This window comes from Brevibacterium sp. OS20 (assembly GCF_056837565.1).
In genome coordinates, this window is record NZ_CM166367.1 from 52,310 (window position 1) to 67,672 (window position 15,363).

Below are 15,363 nucleotides of genomic sequence, written 5' to 3' on the forward strand. Positions count from 1 at the left end.
ATGGACACACCTGAGGAGGGCTCGGCACGGGAAACCGGCCGGGCCCTCTCTGCATCCCCGCCGCTGATCACCCGCATACTCCTCATCGTCACCATCGTGGCGTTCCTCGCGGAGCTCATTCCCGGCCTCGACCTGCTGCGCCGACTGAGCTTCGTGCCTGCGCTCACGCTCGAACAGCCGTGGCGGGTGCTCACGGTCGCCCTCGTCCACGAGGAACCCTCACCGTTCCATCTGCTGGCGAACATGATCGGACTGTTCTTCTTCGGATCCTTCGTCGAGCGGGCGCTGGGGCATTGGAAGTTCCTGGCCGTCTACATCATCGGCACTGCGGGTGGTTCGGCCATGGTGCTCCTGCTGGCCGATCCCCTCGGCGTCGATTGGGTGACGCATCATATCGGTGCTTCGGGTGCGGTGTTCGCGATCGTCGGTGTCCTCTTGGCCCCGACCCGTCGGCTCGACCGGAACATCGCCGGGGTGCTCGTGTTCGTGGCGCTCAACTTCGGCTATGGATTCCTCGTCGCGGGCGTGTCCTGGGAGTCCCACCTCGGCGGTCTGCTCACCGGGTTCGTGCTCGGGTGTGCGGGGCTGCTCGGGCCACAGCGCTCACGGACGCTCGTGTTCACGTCGACCGCGGTCGGTCTGGTGGTCCTCCTGGCGGCCGGCGGAGCGTGGAAGCTGGCCGGCCTCTCAGCCCTGCCCTGAGCTAGGAGCTCGAATTCCGAACTCGGCTGAGGCCTTGGACTCAGTCGCAGAGTGCGACGTTTTCGTCTGCTGGGCGAAGTCGCACAGGCGCTATCAGGCTTTTACCAGACAAAAGCCGTTTTGTGTGCACTCTGCAGTGGAAAATTCTTTGTCCACAAGCTCTATCCACAACGTGGATAACTTACACCTGTGTGTTTAGCCTGGTCAGAGGCTTAGATTAAGTTTTCCACAAGCGACGCACCCGGCTTGGGTATAACTCGGCGCTTGTGGATTGTTGATGCCGGGGCGCCGCTGCTGGTGCGAGCGGAGCGCCGTTGCCGGTGCGAGCGTGGACCGGTGAATGCAGATTGTCTGGTCGATCCGCGGTGATTCCGAGCTCAGAATCACCGCGGATCGACCAGACCATCGTCAGCGATTGCGGCCGGGGTCGGCTACCGCCAGCGTGTGGACATGATCAGACCCGCCACGAAGAAGGCGAAGCCGATGAGGATGTTCCAGTTGCCCCACGCTTCGACGGGGAGAGCGCCCTGGGTGATGTAGAAGGTGACGAGCCAGATCAGACCGATGAGCAGGAGGCCGATGAGGACCGGCAGGAACCAGCTCGGGTTCGGTTTGATGGTCTGCTGCCCCGAGGTCGAGGTGTAGCTCGCCGTCTTGCGACCTTGCGGGCGCTTGGCGGGATTGCCCGACCGGGCCGTGCGCCTGGCGGCCGCACTCTTCGAGCCGGTTGTCTTGGAGGCTGATGATTTGGAATCAGAGGCCTTCGATCCTGAGGTCTTGGAGTCCGAGGTCTTCGACGACTTCGCATCCTTGGCCGACTTCTCGTCCTTGGCCGAGTCGGACTTCGTGACCGACTTCTCGTCCGTCGACGCCTTGTCCTTCTTCCCGGCGGCCGCGGTCGCTGAGTCCTTCGCGGAAGCTTTTTCGGAGTCCTCTGCGTCGTCATCCGAGGAATCGTCCTTCAGACCATCCGCAGCAGTCTCCGTCACATCCGACTCGGTGTCGGCAGCTTCGGCGACATCGGTGTCGAGCGATTCGGTCTCGAGTTCGTCGACCTCGGTCGCCTCGACCGTTTCTGCGGATTCGGCCTGCTTCGCCTTGGCCGCCGACGAAGTGCGAGAAGTGCGCTGGGGGCGTCCTTTGGACTTGGCCACAAGTACTCCTTTGTCGGCCGACCGTCGTTGGGGTCGCCGAATGAATGGTTGGGGACGATCGCAGACCAGTCTACTCGGGGCGGGGGTCACAGTGAAAAACTCCGACTACCCTGAAAGCGCCCCGAGCGCGCCCCGGACGATGATTCTCATAGGATAAAGTGCATAGGGGTGTCCCCGCCTGTCTTCTTCGACGGCCCCCGACAATGCAGTGACAGTCACGGAGCAGAAGTGGTGAATAGTTCCTCCTCGGGTAACGAGCCGGGCGTGAATCCGCCCTCGCGACCCACTATCCGTCCTGCTCAGAGACGGCAGGCTCCATCTGACTACGGTGACCAGCAGCTCGGTTACTCCGCCGATCAGTCTGCAGGTGGTTCCGGTGCCGGCGGCGATCAGCCGCTGCCCAGCCGACGCGAGCTGCGACGCAGGGAAGCCGAAGCCGCTGCGGCCCAGGGCGAACCGACCGCCGTCTACTCCGACGCCCCGCCCGTCTACGAACAGCCCCACTCGACGCACGCTCAGGCCACCCAGGCCATGCCCGCGGTCCCGCAGAGCGCTCCCAATGCGGCACAGAACGCCGGTGGCGCGGCCGGCAACGGATATGCGGCCGCACCCCAGCAGGGCGGACATGCTGCGCACGGCCATCTCGGCGAGGATCCACGCCAACCTCAGGCCGCACCTCAACCGCAGGCCGCACCCCAACCTCAGGGCCGGCCACAGACCCGCCGCCAGCGACGACGTCAGCCCGTGGAGAAGGAACCGCTGGGCCCGATTCGCGGGACCGTGCGCACCTTCGGCGAACTGTGCATCACGGCCGGTCTCGTCCTCATCCTCTTCGTCGTCTGGCAGCTGTGGTGGACGGACATCCAGGCCAACCGCGACAACGAAGTGCTCGCCGACGAACTCACCCAGGACTGGGCGAACCAGGACCCGAACGAGCTGCCCGACGACCCGGACGAACCCGTGGTCTCCGATCCCGTGGGCAAGAACGAGGCCTTCGGCATCTTCTACATCCCGCGCTTCGGCGACGACTACTACCGCACCGTCGCCGAGGGCGTCGACCTCGAACCCGTGCTCAACCGGATGGGCGTGGGCCGCTACCCGAACTCGGCGATGCCGGGCGAAGTCGGGAACTTCTCCATCGCCGGCCACCGCGTGACCTACGGCAAGCCGCTCAACCAGATCGCGAACCTGCGCCCGGGCGATGAGATCATCGTCCAGACGAAGGACGGCTTCTACACCTACACCTTCCGCAACTTCGACATCATCCTCCCCGACGCCGTCGAAGTGCTCTCGCCCGTGCCCGACGCACCCGACTTCAAGGGCAAGGACCGGATCCTGACGATGACGGCCTGCAACCCGATGTTCTCCGCCCGGGAACGCTACGTCGCCTACGCCGAACTCACGGACTGGACGCCGGCCAGTGACGGAGCACCGGACAATATCAAGGACTCGAAGGCCTATGACAAGGTCAGCAAGAACGGCGGTGCCTGATATGTACGCATTCATCTGGCGGATCCTCCCGGGCAACTGGGTGGTCAAGCTCATCCTCGCCCTCATCCTCATCGCGGCTGTCGTGCTGCTGCTCATGCAGTACGTCTTCCCCGTGATCGCCCCGTACATGCCCTTCAACAACGCCACAGTGACCGAAGGCGGACAATGACAAAGATCCTCGTCATCGACAACTACGACAGCTTCGTCTACACGCTCGTGTCCTATCTGCGTGAGCTCGGCGCGGATGTCGACGTCGTCCGCAACGACGACATCCCCGCCTCCGCGATCGCGGAGTCCGTGAGCGCCTACGACGGCGTGCTCCTGTCCCCGGGCCCCGGCGTGCCCGCAGAATCCGGAGTCTGCCCGCCCCTTCTGTCCTGGGCGGAGACGGCCGGCATGCCCGTGTTCGGCGTCTGCCTGGGCCATCAGGCACTCGGCGAGGTGTTCGGCGCCGAGGTCACCCATTCTCCCGTGCTCATGCACGGCAAGACCTCGGTCATCACCCACGACGGCGAAGGCATCTTCTTCGGCTGCCCGAGCCCGCTGACGGTCACCCGCTACCATTCGCTGGCGATCGTCGACGAGACCCTCGACCTCGAGAAGTTCGCCGTCACCGCCCGCACCGACGACGGCATCGTCATGGCCATCGAACACCGGGAGAAGCCCCTGTTCGGGGTCCAGTTCCACCCCGAATCCGTGCTCACGGAGCGCGGATACCTCATGCTCGGCAACTGGCTCGAGGTGTGCGGTCTCGAAGGCGCTGCGCAGGCGGCGGCGGGCATGTCGCCGCTGGCGACCGCGATCGCCTGAGAATTCCCGCCGATCCCTGTTCTCAGGGTTCTCGCCGAGGCGGCCCATCGTTATGATCGTGAGCACAGTGGTCCCCGTGCTCAGATGATCCGAATCAGCGCCGGGATCCGTGCACGACCTCAAGGGCCGTGCACTGCCGACGAACAGGAGACAGCGACGATGTCAGAACCGACCTATCTGCGCGACGAACCGTTCACCGAACTCACCGTCATCGAGGTCCCTGCCACTCCGGCGGCGGTCGTCGAAGCGCGTGAAGTGCACATGTCAGACCTGCCGGAACTCTTCGATGCCACGTTCTCCGGTCTCTTCCCCGTGCTCTCCGAGGCGGGCCTCGAACCCGCGGGACCGGCCTTCGCCCTCTACACTCGACAGCCGAGCGAAACGGTGGATCTGCAGGTCGGGATCCCCACCTCGGCGGGGCTGACGAATGCGCAGCCGATCGCCGGCGGTCATATCGTCATCCCTGCGGAGCTGCCCGGCGGCTCCATGGCCGTGCGCAGCCACCTCGGCGGATACGACGGCCTCGGGGAGTCATGGGCGCAGCTGCTCAAAGACGCGGTGGCGGCCGGCCACCGTCCGGGACTGCCGTTCATCGAACTCTATGTCACCGAACCCAGCCCCGAGGCGGATCCCGCCGATATGCGCACCGACCTGTTCCTCACCTTGGAGTGAGGAACGGCGTCACCGACGCCCACAGACACACACCGGAGACGACAGCGACCGGGTCAGTCGATGACTGACCCGGCCGCTGTGCGCTGCGAACTCAGTTGCCGATGATGCCTTCGGACCAGTTGTCGAAGAGCCCTCCGCCCATCGAATCTTTGTCCTTCTTGTCCTTATCGCCTTCGTCTCCGTTGTCTCCGCCGTCGTCGCCGGGAGCGGTCGGGATTCCACCGGGGACCGACGGGATCGACGGCGACGGCTCCGGCTCCGGTGGCTTCTTGGCCACCTTCACGGTGATCTCCGAGCCCTGCTTGACGTCGCTTCCGCCGGTCGCGGACTGTTCGAAGACCTTCTTCTCATCGTGGTCAGCGGTCTCGACCTCTTCGGTCTTGCACTTGAGCTGGTACTCATCGCCCTCGAGGGTCTTGCAGGCCTCCTCGGCGCTCTGGCCGGTGACATCGGGGACCTCGACCATGCCAGAGGATACGACGAGATCGACATTCGAATCGACGTCGACTTCCTGACCGTCGCCGGGTTTGGTCTCGATGACGACGCCCTTCTCAACGTCCGGGGAATTCTGGGGGATATGGGTGCCGGCCTGCAGCTTCGCGTCGTTGATGATCTTCCGCGCCTCCTCCTCGGTCTTGCCGGTGACATCAGGGACCTTCACGGACTCGGGGCCCGAGGAGATGATCAGCTTGACGACGCTGTCCTTCTCCACGGTCTGACCGCCCGGCGGGTCGGTTTCGATCGCCTTGCCCTCATCGACCTCTGCGCTGTATTTCTCGTCGCGGTCGACTCGCAGGCCCTGTTGGATGAGCGCGGATTCGGCCTCATCGGCGTCCATGTTCGCCACATCCGTGACCTGAACCTCGATGACCTCCGGCGGCTTGTTGATCTCGTACACCCACAGGGCCACGGCGGCCAGGGCGAGGAGGACGAAGATGCTGCCGATCCAGACCCAGGCGCGCGACCGCTTCTGCGGCGGACGTTCCTCCTGATTGGTCATGATCGCCGATACCGGCCCGGTTTCGGGAGTGGGCTCGGCCTCGTTGGCATGAGCCATCGGAGCGGTCATGGGCGGGGCCATCATCGGATACGCCTGCGTGGCCTCGACATCGTCCTCGAAGCTCATGGGACGGCCGTCGCGGGCAGCGAGCACGTCCTCGCGGAAGGTGTAGGCGTCCTGGTAGCGGGCGTCGCGGTCCTTGAGCAGAGCGTGGAGGAGGAGCCGGTCGACGGCCGGTGGGATGTTCGAGTTATAGAAGCTCGGCGGCTGCGGAGTCTCTCCCACGTGCTGGTAGGCCACGGCCAACTGAGAATCGCCGACGAACGGGGGACGACCGACCAGCAGCTCGTAGAGCAGGCAGGCGGTCGAGTACAGGTCGGAACGGGCGTCGACGACTTCGCCGCGGGCCTGCTCGGGGGAGAGGTACTGGGCGGTGCCCACCACCGACTGGGTCTGCGTCAGTCCCGAATTGTCCTTGAGCGCCCGGGCGATGCCGAAGTCCATGACCTTGATGTCACCCTCAGGGGTGAGCATGACGTTCGCGGGTTTGATGTCGCGGTGGACGATGCCGTTGCGGTGGGAGTATTCGAGCGGAGCCAGGACCCCGGCGATGACGTTGAGTGCCTCGTCGACGGTGAGTGTGCCGTGCTCATTGAGGACTTCGCGCAGGGTCTGGCCCTCGACGTATTCCATGACGATGAACGGAACGGACACCGACGAGCCACCGGATTCGACGAATTCCTCTTCGCCCGAATCGTAGACGGAGACGATTCCGGGATGGTTGAGACCGGCCGCGGATTGGGCCTCGCGCTTGAGTCGGGTGTGGAACGACGGATCGCGGGCGAGATCGGAGCGCAGAAGTTTGATGGCCACGCGACGGCCGAGACGGTTGTCGACGCCCTCATGCACTTCTGCCATGCCCCCACGGCCGAGGAGCGCACGAACTTCGTAACGCCCCGACAGCACCTTGGGTTCACTCATGTATGTCCTCCGCTTGTCTCACCCGAGCTTCAGGCTTCATTCTCACCTGAACCGGGTCGAGTTTCAGTATCTCAAACTCTTCGCTTCTCGTAATCGCTGCTCTGTATCGATCACTGTCTAGTCATTGCCGTTGTTTCCGTTCTGGTTGCCGCCGGCCTCCGAGCTGCTCGCCGAGCCGGAATTGCTGCCCGCTCCGTTATTGCCGCTGTTCGGGTTGGAGCCGCCGGAGGTGTCGGCCGAATCGCCGGAGCTCGAGGTATCCGACTCGCCTGACGTGTCCGTCGACGATGAGGAGTCCGATTCGCTCGAGGTCTCGGAGTCCGACGACGAACTCGACGAGCTCGAGGAGTCCTGATCGGAGGACGAGCCGTTGTCACCGGAGTTCGAACCCTGATCCTGCGAATCGGATGAGGAACCGGAATCCGAGCTCGACTCCGAGTCATTGCCCAGACCCGAATCGGATCCGGAGTCCGAGGCCGGCTCTTCGGGCTGCTCGGCGGGGCCGGCGGAGATGTAGAGGGTCACGGTGTCACCCTCTTCGAAGGTGTAACCGTTGTCGCCCTCGCCGACGTCCGCAACGGTTCCGGCTGCCCGGTCCGAGTTGATGTCGGTCGTCTCGACCTCGAGTCCCTTGTTCTCGAGGTTCTGCGTCGCCGAGGATTCCGTGAGTCCGATGTAATCGTTCTTATCGATCTCGATCGTCTTCGCCGCCTCCGAGGTGGGCGCCGAGGTCGATGGCTCCGGTTCGGGTTCGGCATTGCCTCCGCCGAGGAAGAACCACAGTAGGGAACCGACCGCGATGAGGGCGATGATCGCAAGGATCCAGATGAGGACGCGGCCCTTGTTCGACTGCTTGTCCTTCTCCAGATCCTGATTCTGCGGATCGTTGGGATCGATCTGTCCCGTATTCGCCGCAGCTGCTCCGGCACCGGCGGCACCAGCGCCGACGATTCCGGCGGCGGCACCGTTCGGGTACACCTGGGTCGCATCGTTCGAGGAGGTGACGGGCAGGGTCTTCGTCGTGGCTGCCGGCTCCGGGTTGTTGAAGACCTGGGTCAGAGCTTCGGACGCCGCGGCTCCGTGGCGCATCTGCGGCACGAGCTCCTCGGCCCCGGCGATGTCCCCGGCCGAGAGCGCCTCGGCGGCCTTGGCGACCTTGAACGCGTCCGAGGGACGGCGTTCGGGCTTCTTCTCCAGCAGGCAGTCGACGAAGCGGCGCAGCGGTTCGGAGACCGTGTCCGGCAGCGGGGGATGCTGCTGATTGACCTGGGCGATGGCGATGGCCACCTGCGAGTCTCCGGTGAAGGGACGCTGACCGGCCAGGGCCTCATAGGCGATGATGCCCAGTGCATAGAGGTCGGAACCGGGTCCCGAACCCTTTCCGGTGGCCTGTTCGGGGGCGAGGTACTGGGCGGTGCCCATGACCTGCCCGGTCTTCGTCAGCGGTGCCTGATCGGTGACTCGGGCGATGCCGAAGTCCGTGATCTTGACCCGGAAGTCCGGGGTCATGAGGATGTTGCCGGGCTTGATGTCACGGTGGATGACGCCCACCTTGTGTGCGGCACCGAGGGCCTGAGCGGCCTGCGTGACGATGGAGAGCGTATCGGTCTCGGACAGGGGAGCACTGCGCTCGATGATGGCCGACAGAGCCTCACCGGGCACGTATTCCATGACGAGGTAGGGCGAACCCTGCTCGTCACCGTAGTCGTAGACGCCGGCGATTCCCGGGTCGGAGACTCGGCCCATGTTCTGGGCTTCGGCACGGAACCGGGCGAGGAAGGTCGATTCGGAGAGGTACTCGTCCTTGAGGATCTTCGCCGCGACCTCGCGGCCGAGCACGGAGTCCACACCCTTCCAGACCTCGCCCATGCCGCCGACGGCGATGCGGGAGGTGAGTTTGTAACGGTTGCCCAACAGGGTGCCTTCGACGGGTCTCATTTCTCGACCACCGCTTCCATCATGTTCTTCGCGATCGGTCCTGCGACCGTCGCACCATAAGCTTCGTTGCCCGCGTTTCCACCGTTCTCGACTACGACCGCGACCGCGACCTGAGGGTCGTCGGCGGGGGCGAAGGAGATGAACCAGGCATGGGGTGCCGCGCCCTTGGCGTGCTGGGCGGTGCCGGTCTTCGCCGCGACCTTCGTATCGCCCATCTTCGCCACCGAGGCGGTGCCGTTCTCGACCACACCGGTCATCATGTCGGTGAGCTTGTCGGCCGTATCTCCGGACACGGGCCGGGACATCTGGCTCGGGCGGGTCTCGGAGATCGGCTCGAGGGTGTTCGCATTGAGCACCCTGTCGACGAGCTGGGGCTTCATCATCTTGCCGCCGTTGGCGATTCCTGCGGTCATCATCGCCATCTGCAGCGGAGTCGACCTGACTTCGTACTGACCGAGCGAGGACTGAGCCAGCTGCGGCGGATTGAGGTCGGACGGGAACGAGGACGGGGTGACATTGAGAGGGATCTCGAGATCCTCGCCGAAGCCGAACTTCTCGGCCTGCTTCGCGATTGCGTCTTCTCCGAGATCCATTCCCAAGGAGGCGAATGAGGTGTTGCAGGATTCGGCCAGCGAATCGGCCAGCGTCGGCTTGCCCCCGTTGCGGCAGGCACCGGGATGCGAGTTGCCGATCGTCGCCGTCGTCTGCGGCAGATCGAGCGTGGCGGGTCCGTTGAGCTGGGAATCGGGCTCGTAGTCGCCGGATTCCAGGGCGGCCGCGGCGACGAGGACCTTGAACGTCGAGCCGGGCGGGTACAGGTTGCCGCCGATAGCGCGGTTGTAGGCGGGCTTTCCGTCGGCGGCTTCGAGGTTCTTGAAGGCTTGGCTGGCTTCGGTCGAGTCGTGGCTGGCCAGGGCATTGGGGTCCCAGCCCGGGGTCGAGGCCATGGCCAGGATCTTCCCGGTCTTCGGGTCGAGAGCCACGGCGGCGCCGTTCTGGTTGCCCAGACCGTCCCACGCAGCCTGCTGCACCTTCGGGTCGATCGTCAGCTCGACGGCGGCGCCGCGCGGCTGCTCACCGGTGAAGAAGCTGCCGACCTTGTCATAGAACAGGGCGTCGGAATCGCCGGAGAGGTAGTCGCCGGAGGCGCGCTCCATCCCCGAAGCGCCGGACACGACGGAGTAGTAGCCGGTCAGCGAGGCGTAGGCACGCGGATCGAGGTTGTCCGAACCGTATTTGCGTTGGTACTTGTACTTGTCGTCGACGGGCTCCGAATAGGCGATCGGGGTGCCGTCGACGAGGATCGGACCGCGATCACGAGCCAGCTGGTCGAGAATCCGCCGGTTGTTCAGCGGATTGTTGTTCAGCGAATCCGCAGTTACGTACTGCACCCAGCTCGTCGACCCGAACAGGAGCGCGAACATGACGAATCCGACGACGGCGATATGCGTCAATGGCTTCTTCATCGTTCACCTCCGGTGGGTCGTTGGTCGGTGGCATCGGTGTCGTTCGGTGCCTGGCCGCGGGGCCGTGCGCCTGCGGACGGCAGATTCGTGGTCGGGGCTTCGTCATCGAACACGCGGGAATCCGCCGGCGGCAGGTTCGTCGTGGGGGCATCCTCGTCGACCGTGAGCGCCGAGGCGGCCGTGTCGTTGGCGCGAGCACCCGCGGGAACGGGTTCGGGATCCTCTGTGATTCTGAGCACTCCGGTGTGGAATTCCTCCACGGGGCGCCTGGCATTGTCCGAGATCCGCAGCAGCAGGCCGATGATCATCCAGTTCGCGATGAGCGAGGAACCGCCCTGTGCGAGGAACGGCGTGGTCAGACCCGTCAGCGGGATGAGGCGCGTGACGCCGCCGACGACGACGAAGACCTGCAGGGCGATCGTGAACGACAGGCCCGTGGCCAGCAGAGTGCCGAAGCCGTCACGCAGCTGCTGAGCGGTGCGGATTCCGCGCTGGAAGATGAAGAGGTAGCACAGCAGGATGACGAAGAGCCCGGCCAGGCCGATCTCCTCACCGAAGGCTGCGTAGATGAAGTCGGACTCCGCGAAGGGCACCATATTTGGGCGTCCTTCGCCTAAACCGGTGCCGATGAGTCCACCATTGGACATGCCGAACAGACCCTGCACGAGTTGGTACGACCCACCGACTTCTTTGTTATAGACCTCGGGAGTCAGAGCATTGAGCCAGCCATCGATGCGCTGCTGGACGTGCGTGAAGTAGAGGCTGGCGAGGACCGCTCCGGCTGCGAAGAAGCCGAGACCGAGGATGATCCACGAGGCCTTGGAGGTGGCCACATACAGCATCGCGACGAATAGTCCGAAGAAGAGCAGCGAGGTGCCGAGGTCGCGTTCGAAGACGAGCACACCGACACTGGCAACCCAGGCGGTCACAATCGGCCCCAAGTCACGCAGGCGCGGCCATTGGATGCCAAGGAACTTCTTTCCGGCCGCGACTAGCTGATCCTTGTAGCTGACCAGGTAGCCGGCGAAGAATATAGTCAGCAGAATCTTCGAGACCTCGCCGGGCTGGAATGACCCGAAGAGCGGAACCTTGATCCAGATCCTCGCCCCGTAGTGTTCAGAACCGAGGCCGGGCACTAGGGGCAGAAGCAGCAGGACAAGACCAGCCATCCCGGAGATGTACGTGTATCGCCTCAGCAGGCGGTGGTCTTTCAGGAAGATGACGATCAGGCCGGCCAGGACGACGCCCAGAGATGTCCAGATGAGCTGAGTCATGCCTGAACCGAGGTACTCATCGCGGCCGAGGTCGACGCGGTAGATCATAGCCAGGCCGAGGCCGTTGAGCAGCACCGCGATCGGCACGAGCACCGGATCGGCGTATTTCGCCTTGATCCAGACGACGATGTGTATGGCGATGCCGAGCACGGCCAGCCATGCGGCATAACCGTAGACGTTGGCCGGGATCGTGCCTTCGACGCCGAGTCCAACCAGGGCGTAAGAGCTAGTGGCGACGACAATAGCCAGGATCAGGAGACCGAGCTCGGCCAACCGGTAGGTTCTGGGGCGCGCGGTCTGCGAGGGAGCCTGGTTCATCACTGCGACTCCCGGGTGATGGCGTCACTGGGGTCGGCAGACTTCGAATCCGGAGGTGAGGGGGCCGGGTCGCTCGGACTCGTCGAGTCCTCGACATCGCCGGACATGCCGGAGGAGCGATCGGATTCCTTGCGCAGATTGTCGATGATGCGATCGGCCTCATCGCGTGACCCGGCGGGAATCGATCCGCGCAGACGGTCCTGGGAGTAGCTGTTGAGGCTGCCGACCTCGATGTCCGTGGTGTCGACGAGGCGGCTGAGTTCGATGGGCCCGAGCGTCGTGTCGAGACCGCGGTAGAGGGAGACCTTGCCGTCGTCGTCGGCGACATAGTACTGGTGGCTGACGTAGTTAAAGGCGAAGAATCCGCCGACGGCCAGCGCGACGATCACGATGGCGGTGATGATCCATCCGAGGTAGGACCTTTTCTCGTCCTCATCGTCGAGGTCGGCCTCCTCGTCTGCCGCGGTGTTCGTCCGCAGCTGCTGAGTGGTTCCGTCCCGTGCTTCGACGTCCTCGCCGTCCACGGTCTGGATCGGGGCGGTGTCGGCGGACACGTCATCCTCGGCGAAGGTCGCATGGGCTTCGGTGTCAACGGCCGCCTCGGCGTCGGGGTTCGCACCGATCGCGGCGTAGCGGGGGTTGAGGTGGACGGAGCCGACGGACACGCCTTCGGTGGTCTCGACTTCGCCTTCGAGGACATCGCCGACGACGACGGTGACATTGTCGGCTCCGCCGCCGGCCAGGGCCAGGTCGATGAGCTGACGGCAGGCCTCGTCGGGGTCGGCCACCTCTTTGAGCACGCGGGTGATGTCGTCGATATCGGCGAATCCGGTCAGACCGTCCGAGCACAGCATCCAACGATCGCCGACCTGGGCCTCACGCAGGGACAGATCGAGGTCGGGGGAGGCCCCGACGTCGCCGAGGACCTTCATCACGACCGAGCGCTGCGGGTGGGTCTCGGCCTCCTCAGCGGTGATCCGGCCCTCATCCACGAGCATCTGCACGAACGTGTGGTCGTGGGTGATCGGCTGGAGTCTGTCGTCGCGGAGCACATAGCCGCGGGAGTCGCCGATATGGGCGAGAGCGAAGCGATTGCCGGGGGCGCGCAGCACGGCGGTGACGGTGGTGCCCATCCCGGCGAGTTCGGGCTGTTCGCCGACGCCGCGGCAGATGCGGTCATTGGCCTCGAGGATCGAGGTCCGCAGGATTTCGAGGGCGTCCTCGCCTCCGGGCTCGTGATCGAGTTCGGCCAAGCGGGACACGGTGATCGCGGAGGCGACGTCTCCGCCGGCGTGACCGCCCATTCCGTCGGCGATGAGCAGGAAATTGGGTCCCGCGTAGCCGGAGTCCTGGTTGTTCTTACGAACCAGCCCGGTATGAGACCGGGCTGCCGAACGGAGAGTGATGGTACCGCCGGTCGTCACGATTGGGTCTCCAGGGTCGTATGTCCGATGGTGATCCGGGTGCCGATGGCCAACTGGATGGGCCCGGTCATGCGCGTGCCGTCGACGATGGTGCCGTTCGTCGACCCGAGGTCTTCGAGCATCCAGGCTCCGTTCTTCGCCGAGATCCGCGCGTGATGGCTGGAAGCGAAGTCGTCATTGATGATGATCGTGTTGTCGGGGGCTCGGCCGAAGGTCACTGGCGCTCCCGAGAGCATCAGCGCCTGCCCGGCCAAGGGGCCGTCGGTGATGCGGATGGTGCCCGGATGGGCGTGGGCGACCGGGGCGGCCGCCGGACGAGGTGCGGGAGCCGGACGCGACGGTGGCGGCGGGGCGGACTTGGAGCCGCCTCGGCGAGCTTTCTTTCCGGCCCGGGCCTTCCGGGGGCCGAAGATGTCGCGGCGGAGGACTCCGGCGACTCCGAGGACGAAGAGCCAGAGGATGACGAAGAATGCCAACCGGAAGACGGTGACGGTGAATTCGCTCACTGGGCATCCCGCTCGTTGTAGTGGACCTCGGCCTCTCCGGCGAGGAGGACATCGCCGTCGGACAGGGTCGCCGATGTCAGTTTGCGTCCGTGCAGAAGCGTGCCGTTCGTCGAACCGAGGTCATTGGCCACGGCACGGTCGCCCTCGACGACGATCTCGAAGTGACGTCGTGAGACGCCGGGATCGTCGATGACGAAGTCCGAACTCGACGAGGATCGGCCGAAGGTGTTCGTGCCCTGACGCAGCATCTGCGTGCGACCGTCGATGGTGACGCTCGCTTCGATGGAGCGCGCCGGTGCCGGTGCGGGCCGGGCGGCAGGGTTCGGTCGCGAGGTCGCGGCGGGGGTCGGAGCCGAACGGGCAGGTTCGGGGGTGCGGCGCGGGGTCGCGGGCCGGGGGCCGGAGTTCGGGGACTCGCCGACGATCGGATTCGCCCGTGAGATCGGGTCGTAGCCGCCGCGGTTGGCCGGCTGAGCGGCGGGGGATCCGTCGGGGCGCTGAGTCGAGGACACGACGCGGTACATTCCCGTGTCGAGGTCGTCGGCGAGAGCGAATTCGACGGAGACGGGACCGACGAAGCTGTAGGCCTGTTCGACGGCGTGGTCGCCGACGACTTGGCGCAGATCGGAGCGCAGTTCGGACTCGAGGCCGGAGAGTCGGTCGTGGTCGGTCTGCGAGAGCTCGATGACGTAGTGGTTGGCCGTCAGAGTGCGACCGCGGGAGACCACGGCGGCTTTGTTGTCGGCCTCACGGCGCAGGGCTCCGGCGAGCTCGACGGGTTCGACCTGGGATCTGAAAGCCTTGGCGAAGGCGCCGTTGACGACGTTCTCCAGCCCCTTCTCGAAGCGATCGAGTAACCCCATGGCACCTCCTCATCAGGTGTTGCCGTTGCCGGACGAACTCTTCGCCTAGCGTCTTTGAGTGCTCTGACCAGGTGGTCCTGATCACGTGCACTCTGGGCACATCAACACCCAATCCTAACGCGGTGAGGCTCTCAACTCACGTCACGCGTGTTCGCGGGGCGAAGCTGTGCCGGGATTCCCTGCGCGCGTCCAGGGAAGATCGAGGCAGTGCACGCGGTGCAGGTGGGCCCGTGCGGGGGGCGAGCGTGTGTGGCCGTGTGGGGCGAGAGCGGGCGCTGGGAAGGGTGAGGACGTGGGGCTGCGAGGGGCGAGGGCGTATGAACTGCAAAGGGCGAAGATGAGTGGCCGCGTGGAATGCGCGATGAGTGACCGTGCGGAATGGACGTGGTGCGCGCAGACGACATAGGAGGAGTGACCGCGCGGGGCGAAAATGTGAAGGTGGACACGTTTGCCTCGATTCGGCTTCCTCGGTTTTCAGTTTCGCCGTCTCCGATGCTAGAGTTTTACCTTGTTCGCGCGAGTGGCGGAATTGGTAGACGCGCTGGCTTCAGGTGCCAGTGGCCGCAAGGTCGTGGGGGTTCAAGTCCCCCCTCGCGCACAGCGAACGAGAAGCCCCTCACCGGGTCCCGTCAGGGTCAAGGTGAGGGGCTTCTTCGTGCCTGCGGTCGGTTGAAAACTCGCGAAAGGCCCAGTTTGAGTTGAGCAGCCCAGTTTCAAACATGGGCTGTTCGCCCCAAACTGGGCCGAACGCAGTGCGTGAAGTG

Annotated in this window: 13 protein-coding genes and 1 tRNA gene; 6 read left to right on the forward strand and 8 right to left on the reverse strand. The window is 65.0% G+C overall.

Annotation, left to right across the window (positions count from 1 at the left end):
* Nucleotides 1-702 (forward strand): rhomboid family intramembrane serine protease, encoded by a 702-nt coding sequence (locus tag ACVZTU_RS00235; RefSeq protein WP_139467640.1) that lies wholly within the window; start codon nt 1-3, stop codon nt 700-702.
* Nucleotides 703-1,133: 431 nt separating this feature from the next.
* Here the strand turns inward: ACVZTU_RS00235 and ACVZTU_RS00240 are convergent, their stop codons facing one another.
* Nucleotides 1,134-1,856: a cell division protein CrgA gene (locus ACVZTU_RS00240; RefSeq protein ID WP_482401073.1), complete on the reverse strand. Its 723-nt coding sequence runs from the start codon at nt 1,854-1,856 to the stop codon at nt 1,134-1,136.
* Nucleotides 1,857-2,120: 264 nt separating this feature from the next.
* On the opposite strand from ACVZTU_RS00240, the gene ACVZTU_RS00245 reads away from it, so the two are divergent.
* The 4 genes from ACVZTU_RS00245 to ACVZTU_RS00260 all read left to right on the forward strand — a co-directional run bounded on the left by ACVZTU_RS00245 (nt 2,121) and on the right by ACVZTU_RS00260 (nt 4,829).
* The gene (locus ACVZTU_RS00245; RefSeq protein WP_482401074.1) at nt 2,121-3,347 is read left to right on the forward strand and encodes a class E sortase; all 1,227 of its coding nucleotides are present in this window, start codon (nt 2,121-2,123) and stop codon (nt 3,345-3,347) included.
* A 1-nt stretch (nt 3,348) separates the two neighbouring features.
* The gene (locus ACVZTU_RS00250; RefSeq protein ID WP_167443994.1) at nt 3,349-3,516 is read left to right on the forward strand and encodes a hypothetical protein; all 168 of its coding nucleotides are present in this window, start codon (nt 3,349-3,351) and stop codon (nt 3,514-3,516) included.
* Nucleotides 3,513-4,157: an anthranilate synthase component II gene (locus tag ACVZTU_RS00255; RefSeq protein WP_482401075.1), complete on the forward strand. Its 645-nt coding sequence runs from the start codon at nt 3,513-3,515 to the stop codon at nt 4,155-4,157. The genes ACVZTU_RS00250 and ACVZTU_RS00255 overlap by 4 nt, the downstream gene beginning before the upstream one ends.
* A 159-nt stretch (nt 4,158-4,316) precedes the next feature.
* Nucleotides 4,317-4,829 (forward strand): GyrI-like domain-containing protein, encoded by a 513-nt coding sequence (locus tag ACVZTU_RS00260; protein ID WP_139467643.1) that lies wholly within the window; start codon nt 4,317-4,319, stop codon nt 4,827-4,829.
* 91 nt (nt 4,830-4,920) lie between these two features.
* Here the strand turns inward: ACVZTU_RS00260 and pknB are convergent, their stop codons facing one another.
* From pknB to ACVZTU_RS00295, 7 genes are all read right to left on the reverse strand, one after another.
* Nucleotides 4,921-6,810, reverse strand: a complete 1,890-nt coding sequence (gene pknB / locus ACVZTU_RS00265) for a Stk1 family PASTA domain-containing Ser/Thr kinase (protein ID WP_482401076.1) — start codon at nt 6,808-6,810, stop codon at nt 4,921-4,923.
* 117 nt (nt 6,811-6,927) lie between these two features.
* Nucleotides 6,928-8,748: a protein kinase domain-containing protein gene (locus ACVZTU_RS00270; RefSeq protein ID WP_259358052.1), complete on the reverse strand. Its 1,821-nt coding sequence runs from the start codon at nt 8,746-8,748 to the stop codon at nt 6,928-6,930.
* A complete protein-coding gene (locus ACVZTU_RS00275) occupies nt 8,745-10,214 on the reverse strand; it encodes a peptidoglycan D,D-transpeptidase FtsI family protein (RefSeq protein WP_139909578.1) in 1,470 nt (489 codons plus the stop codon). Before ACVZTU_RS00275 ends, ACVZTU_RS00270 begins: the two co-directional genes overlap by 4 nt.
* Nucleotides 10,211-11,806, reverse strand: a complete 1,596-nt coding sequence (locus tag ACVZTU_RS00280) for an FtsW/RodA/SpoVE family cell cycle protein (protein WP_482401077.1) — start codon at nt 11,804-11,806, stop codon at nt 10,211-10,213. The genes ACVZTU_RS00275 and ACVZTU_RS00280 overlap by 4 nt, the downstream gene beginning before the upstream one ends.
* Nucleotides 11,806-13,230, reverse strand: a complete 1,425-nt coding sequence (locus ACVZTU_RS00285) for a PP2C family protein-serine/threonine phosphatase (protein ID WP_181271197.1) — start codon at nt 13,228-13,230, stop codon at nt 11,806-11,808. Before ACVZTU_RS00285 ends, ACVZTU_RS00280 begins: the two co-directional genes overlap by 1 nt.
* Nucleotides 13,227-13,736, reverse strand: a complete 510-nt coding sequence (locus tag ACVZTU_RS00290; protein WP_482401078.1) for an FHA domain-containing protein FhaB/FipA — start codon at nt 13,734-13,736, stop codon at nt 13,227-13,229. The genes ACVZTU_RS00285 and ACVZTU_RS00290 overlap by 4 nt, the downstream gene beginning before the upstream one ends.
* Nucleotides 13,733-14,599, reverse strand: a complete 867-nt coding sequence (locus ACVZTU_RS00295; protein ID WP_376905173.1) for a DUF3662 and FHA domain-containing protein — start codon at nt 14,597-14,599, stop codon at nt 13,733-13,735. The genes ACVZTU_RS00290 and ACVZTU_RS00295 overlap by 4 nt, the downstream gene beginning before the upstream one ends.
* A 514-nt stretch (nt 14,600-15,113) precedes the next feature.
* On the opposite strand from ACVZTU_RS00295, the gene ACVZTU_RS00300 reads away from it, so the two are divergent.
* A tRNA-Leu gene (locus tag ACVZTU_RS00300) sits at nt 15,114-15,197 on the forward strand.
* Nucleotides 15,198-15,363 lie beyond the last annotated feature (166 nt).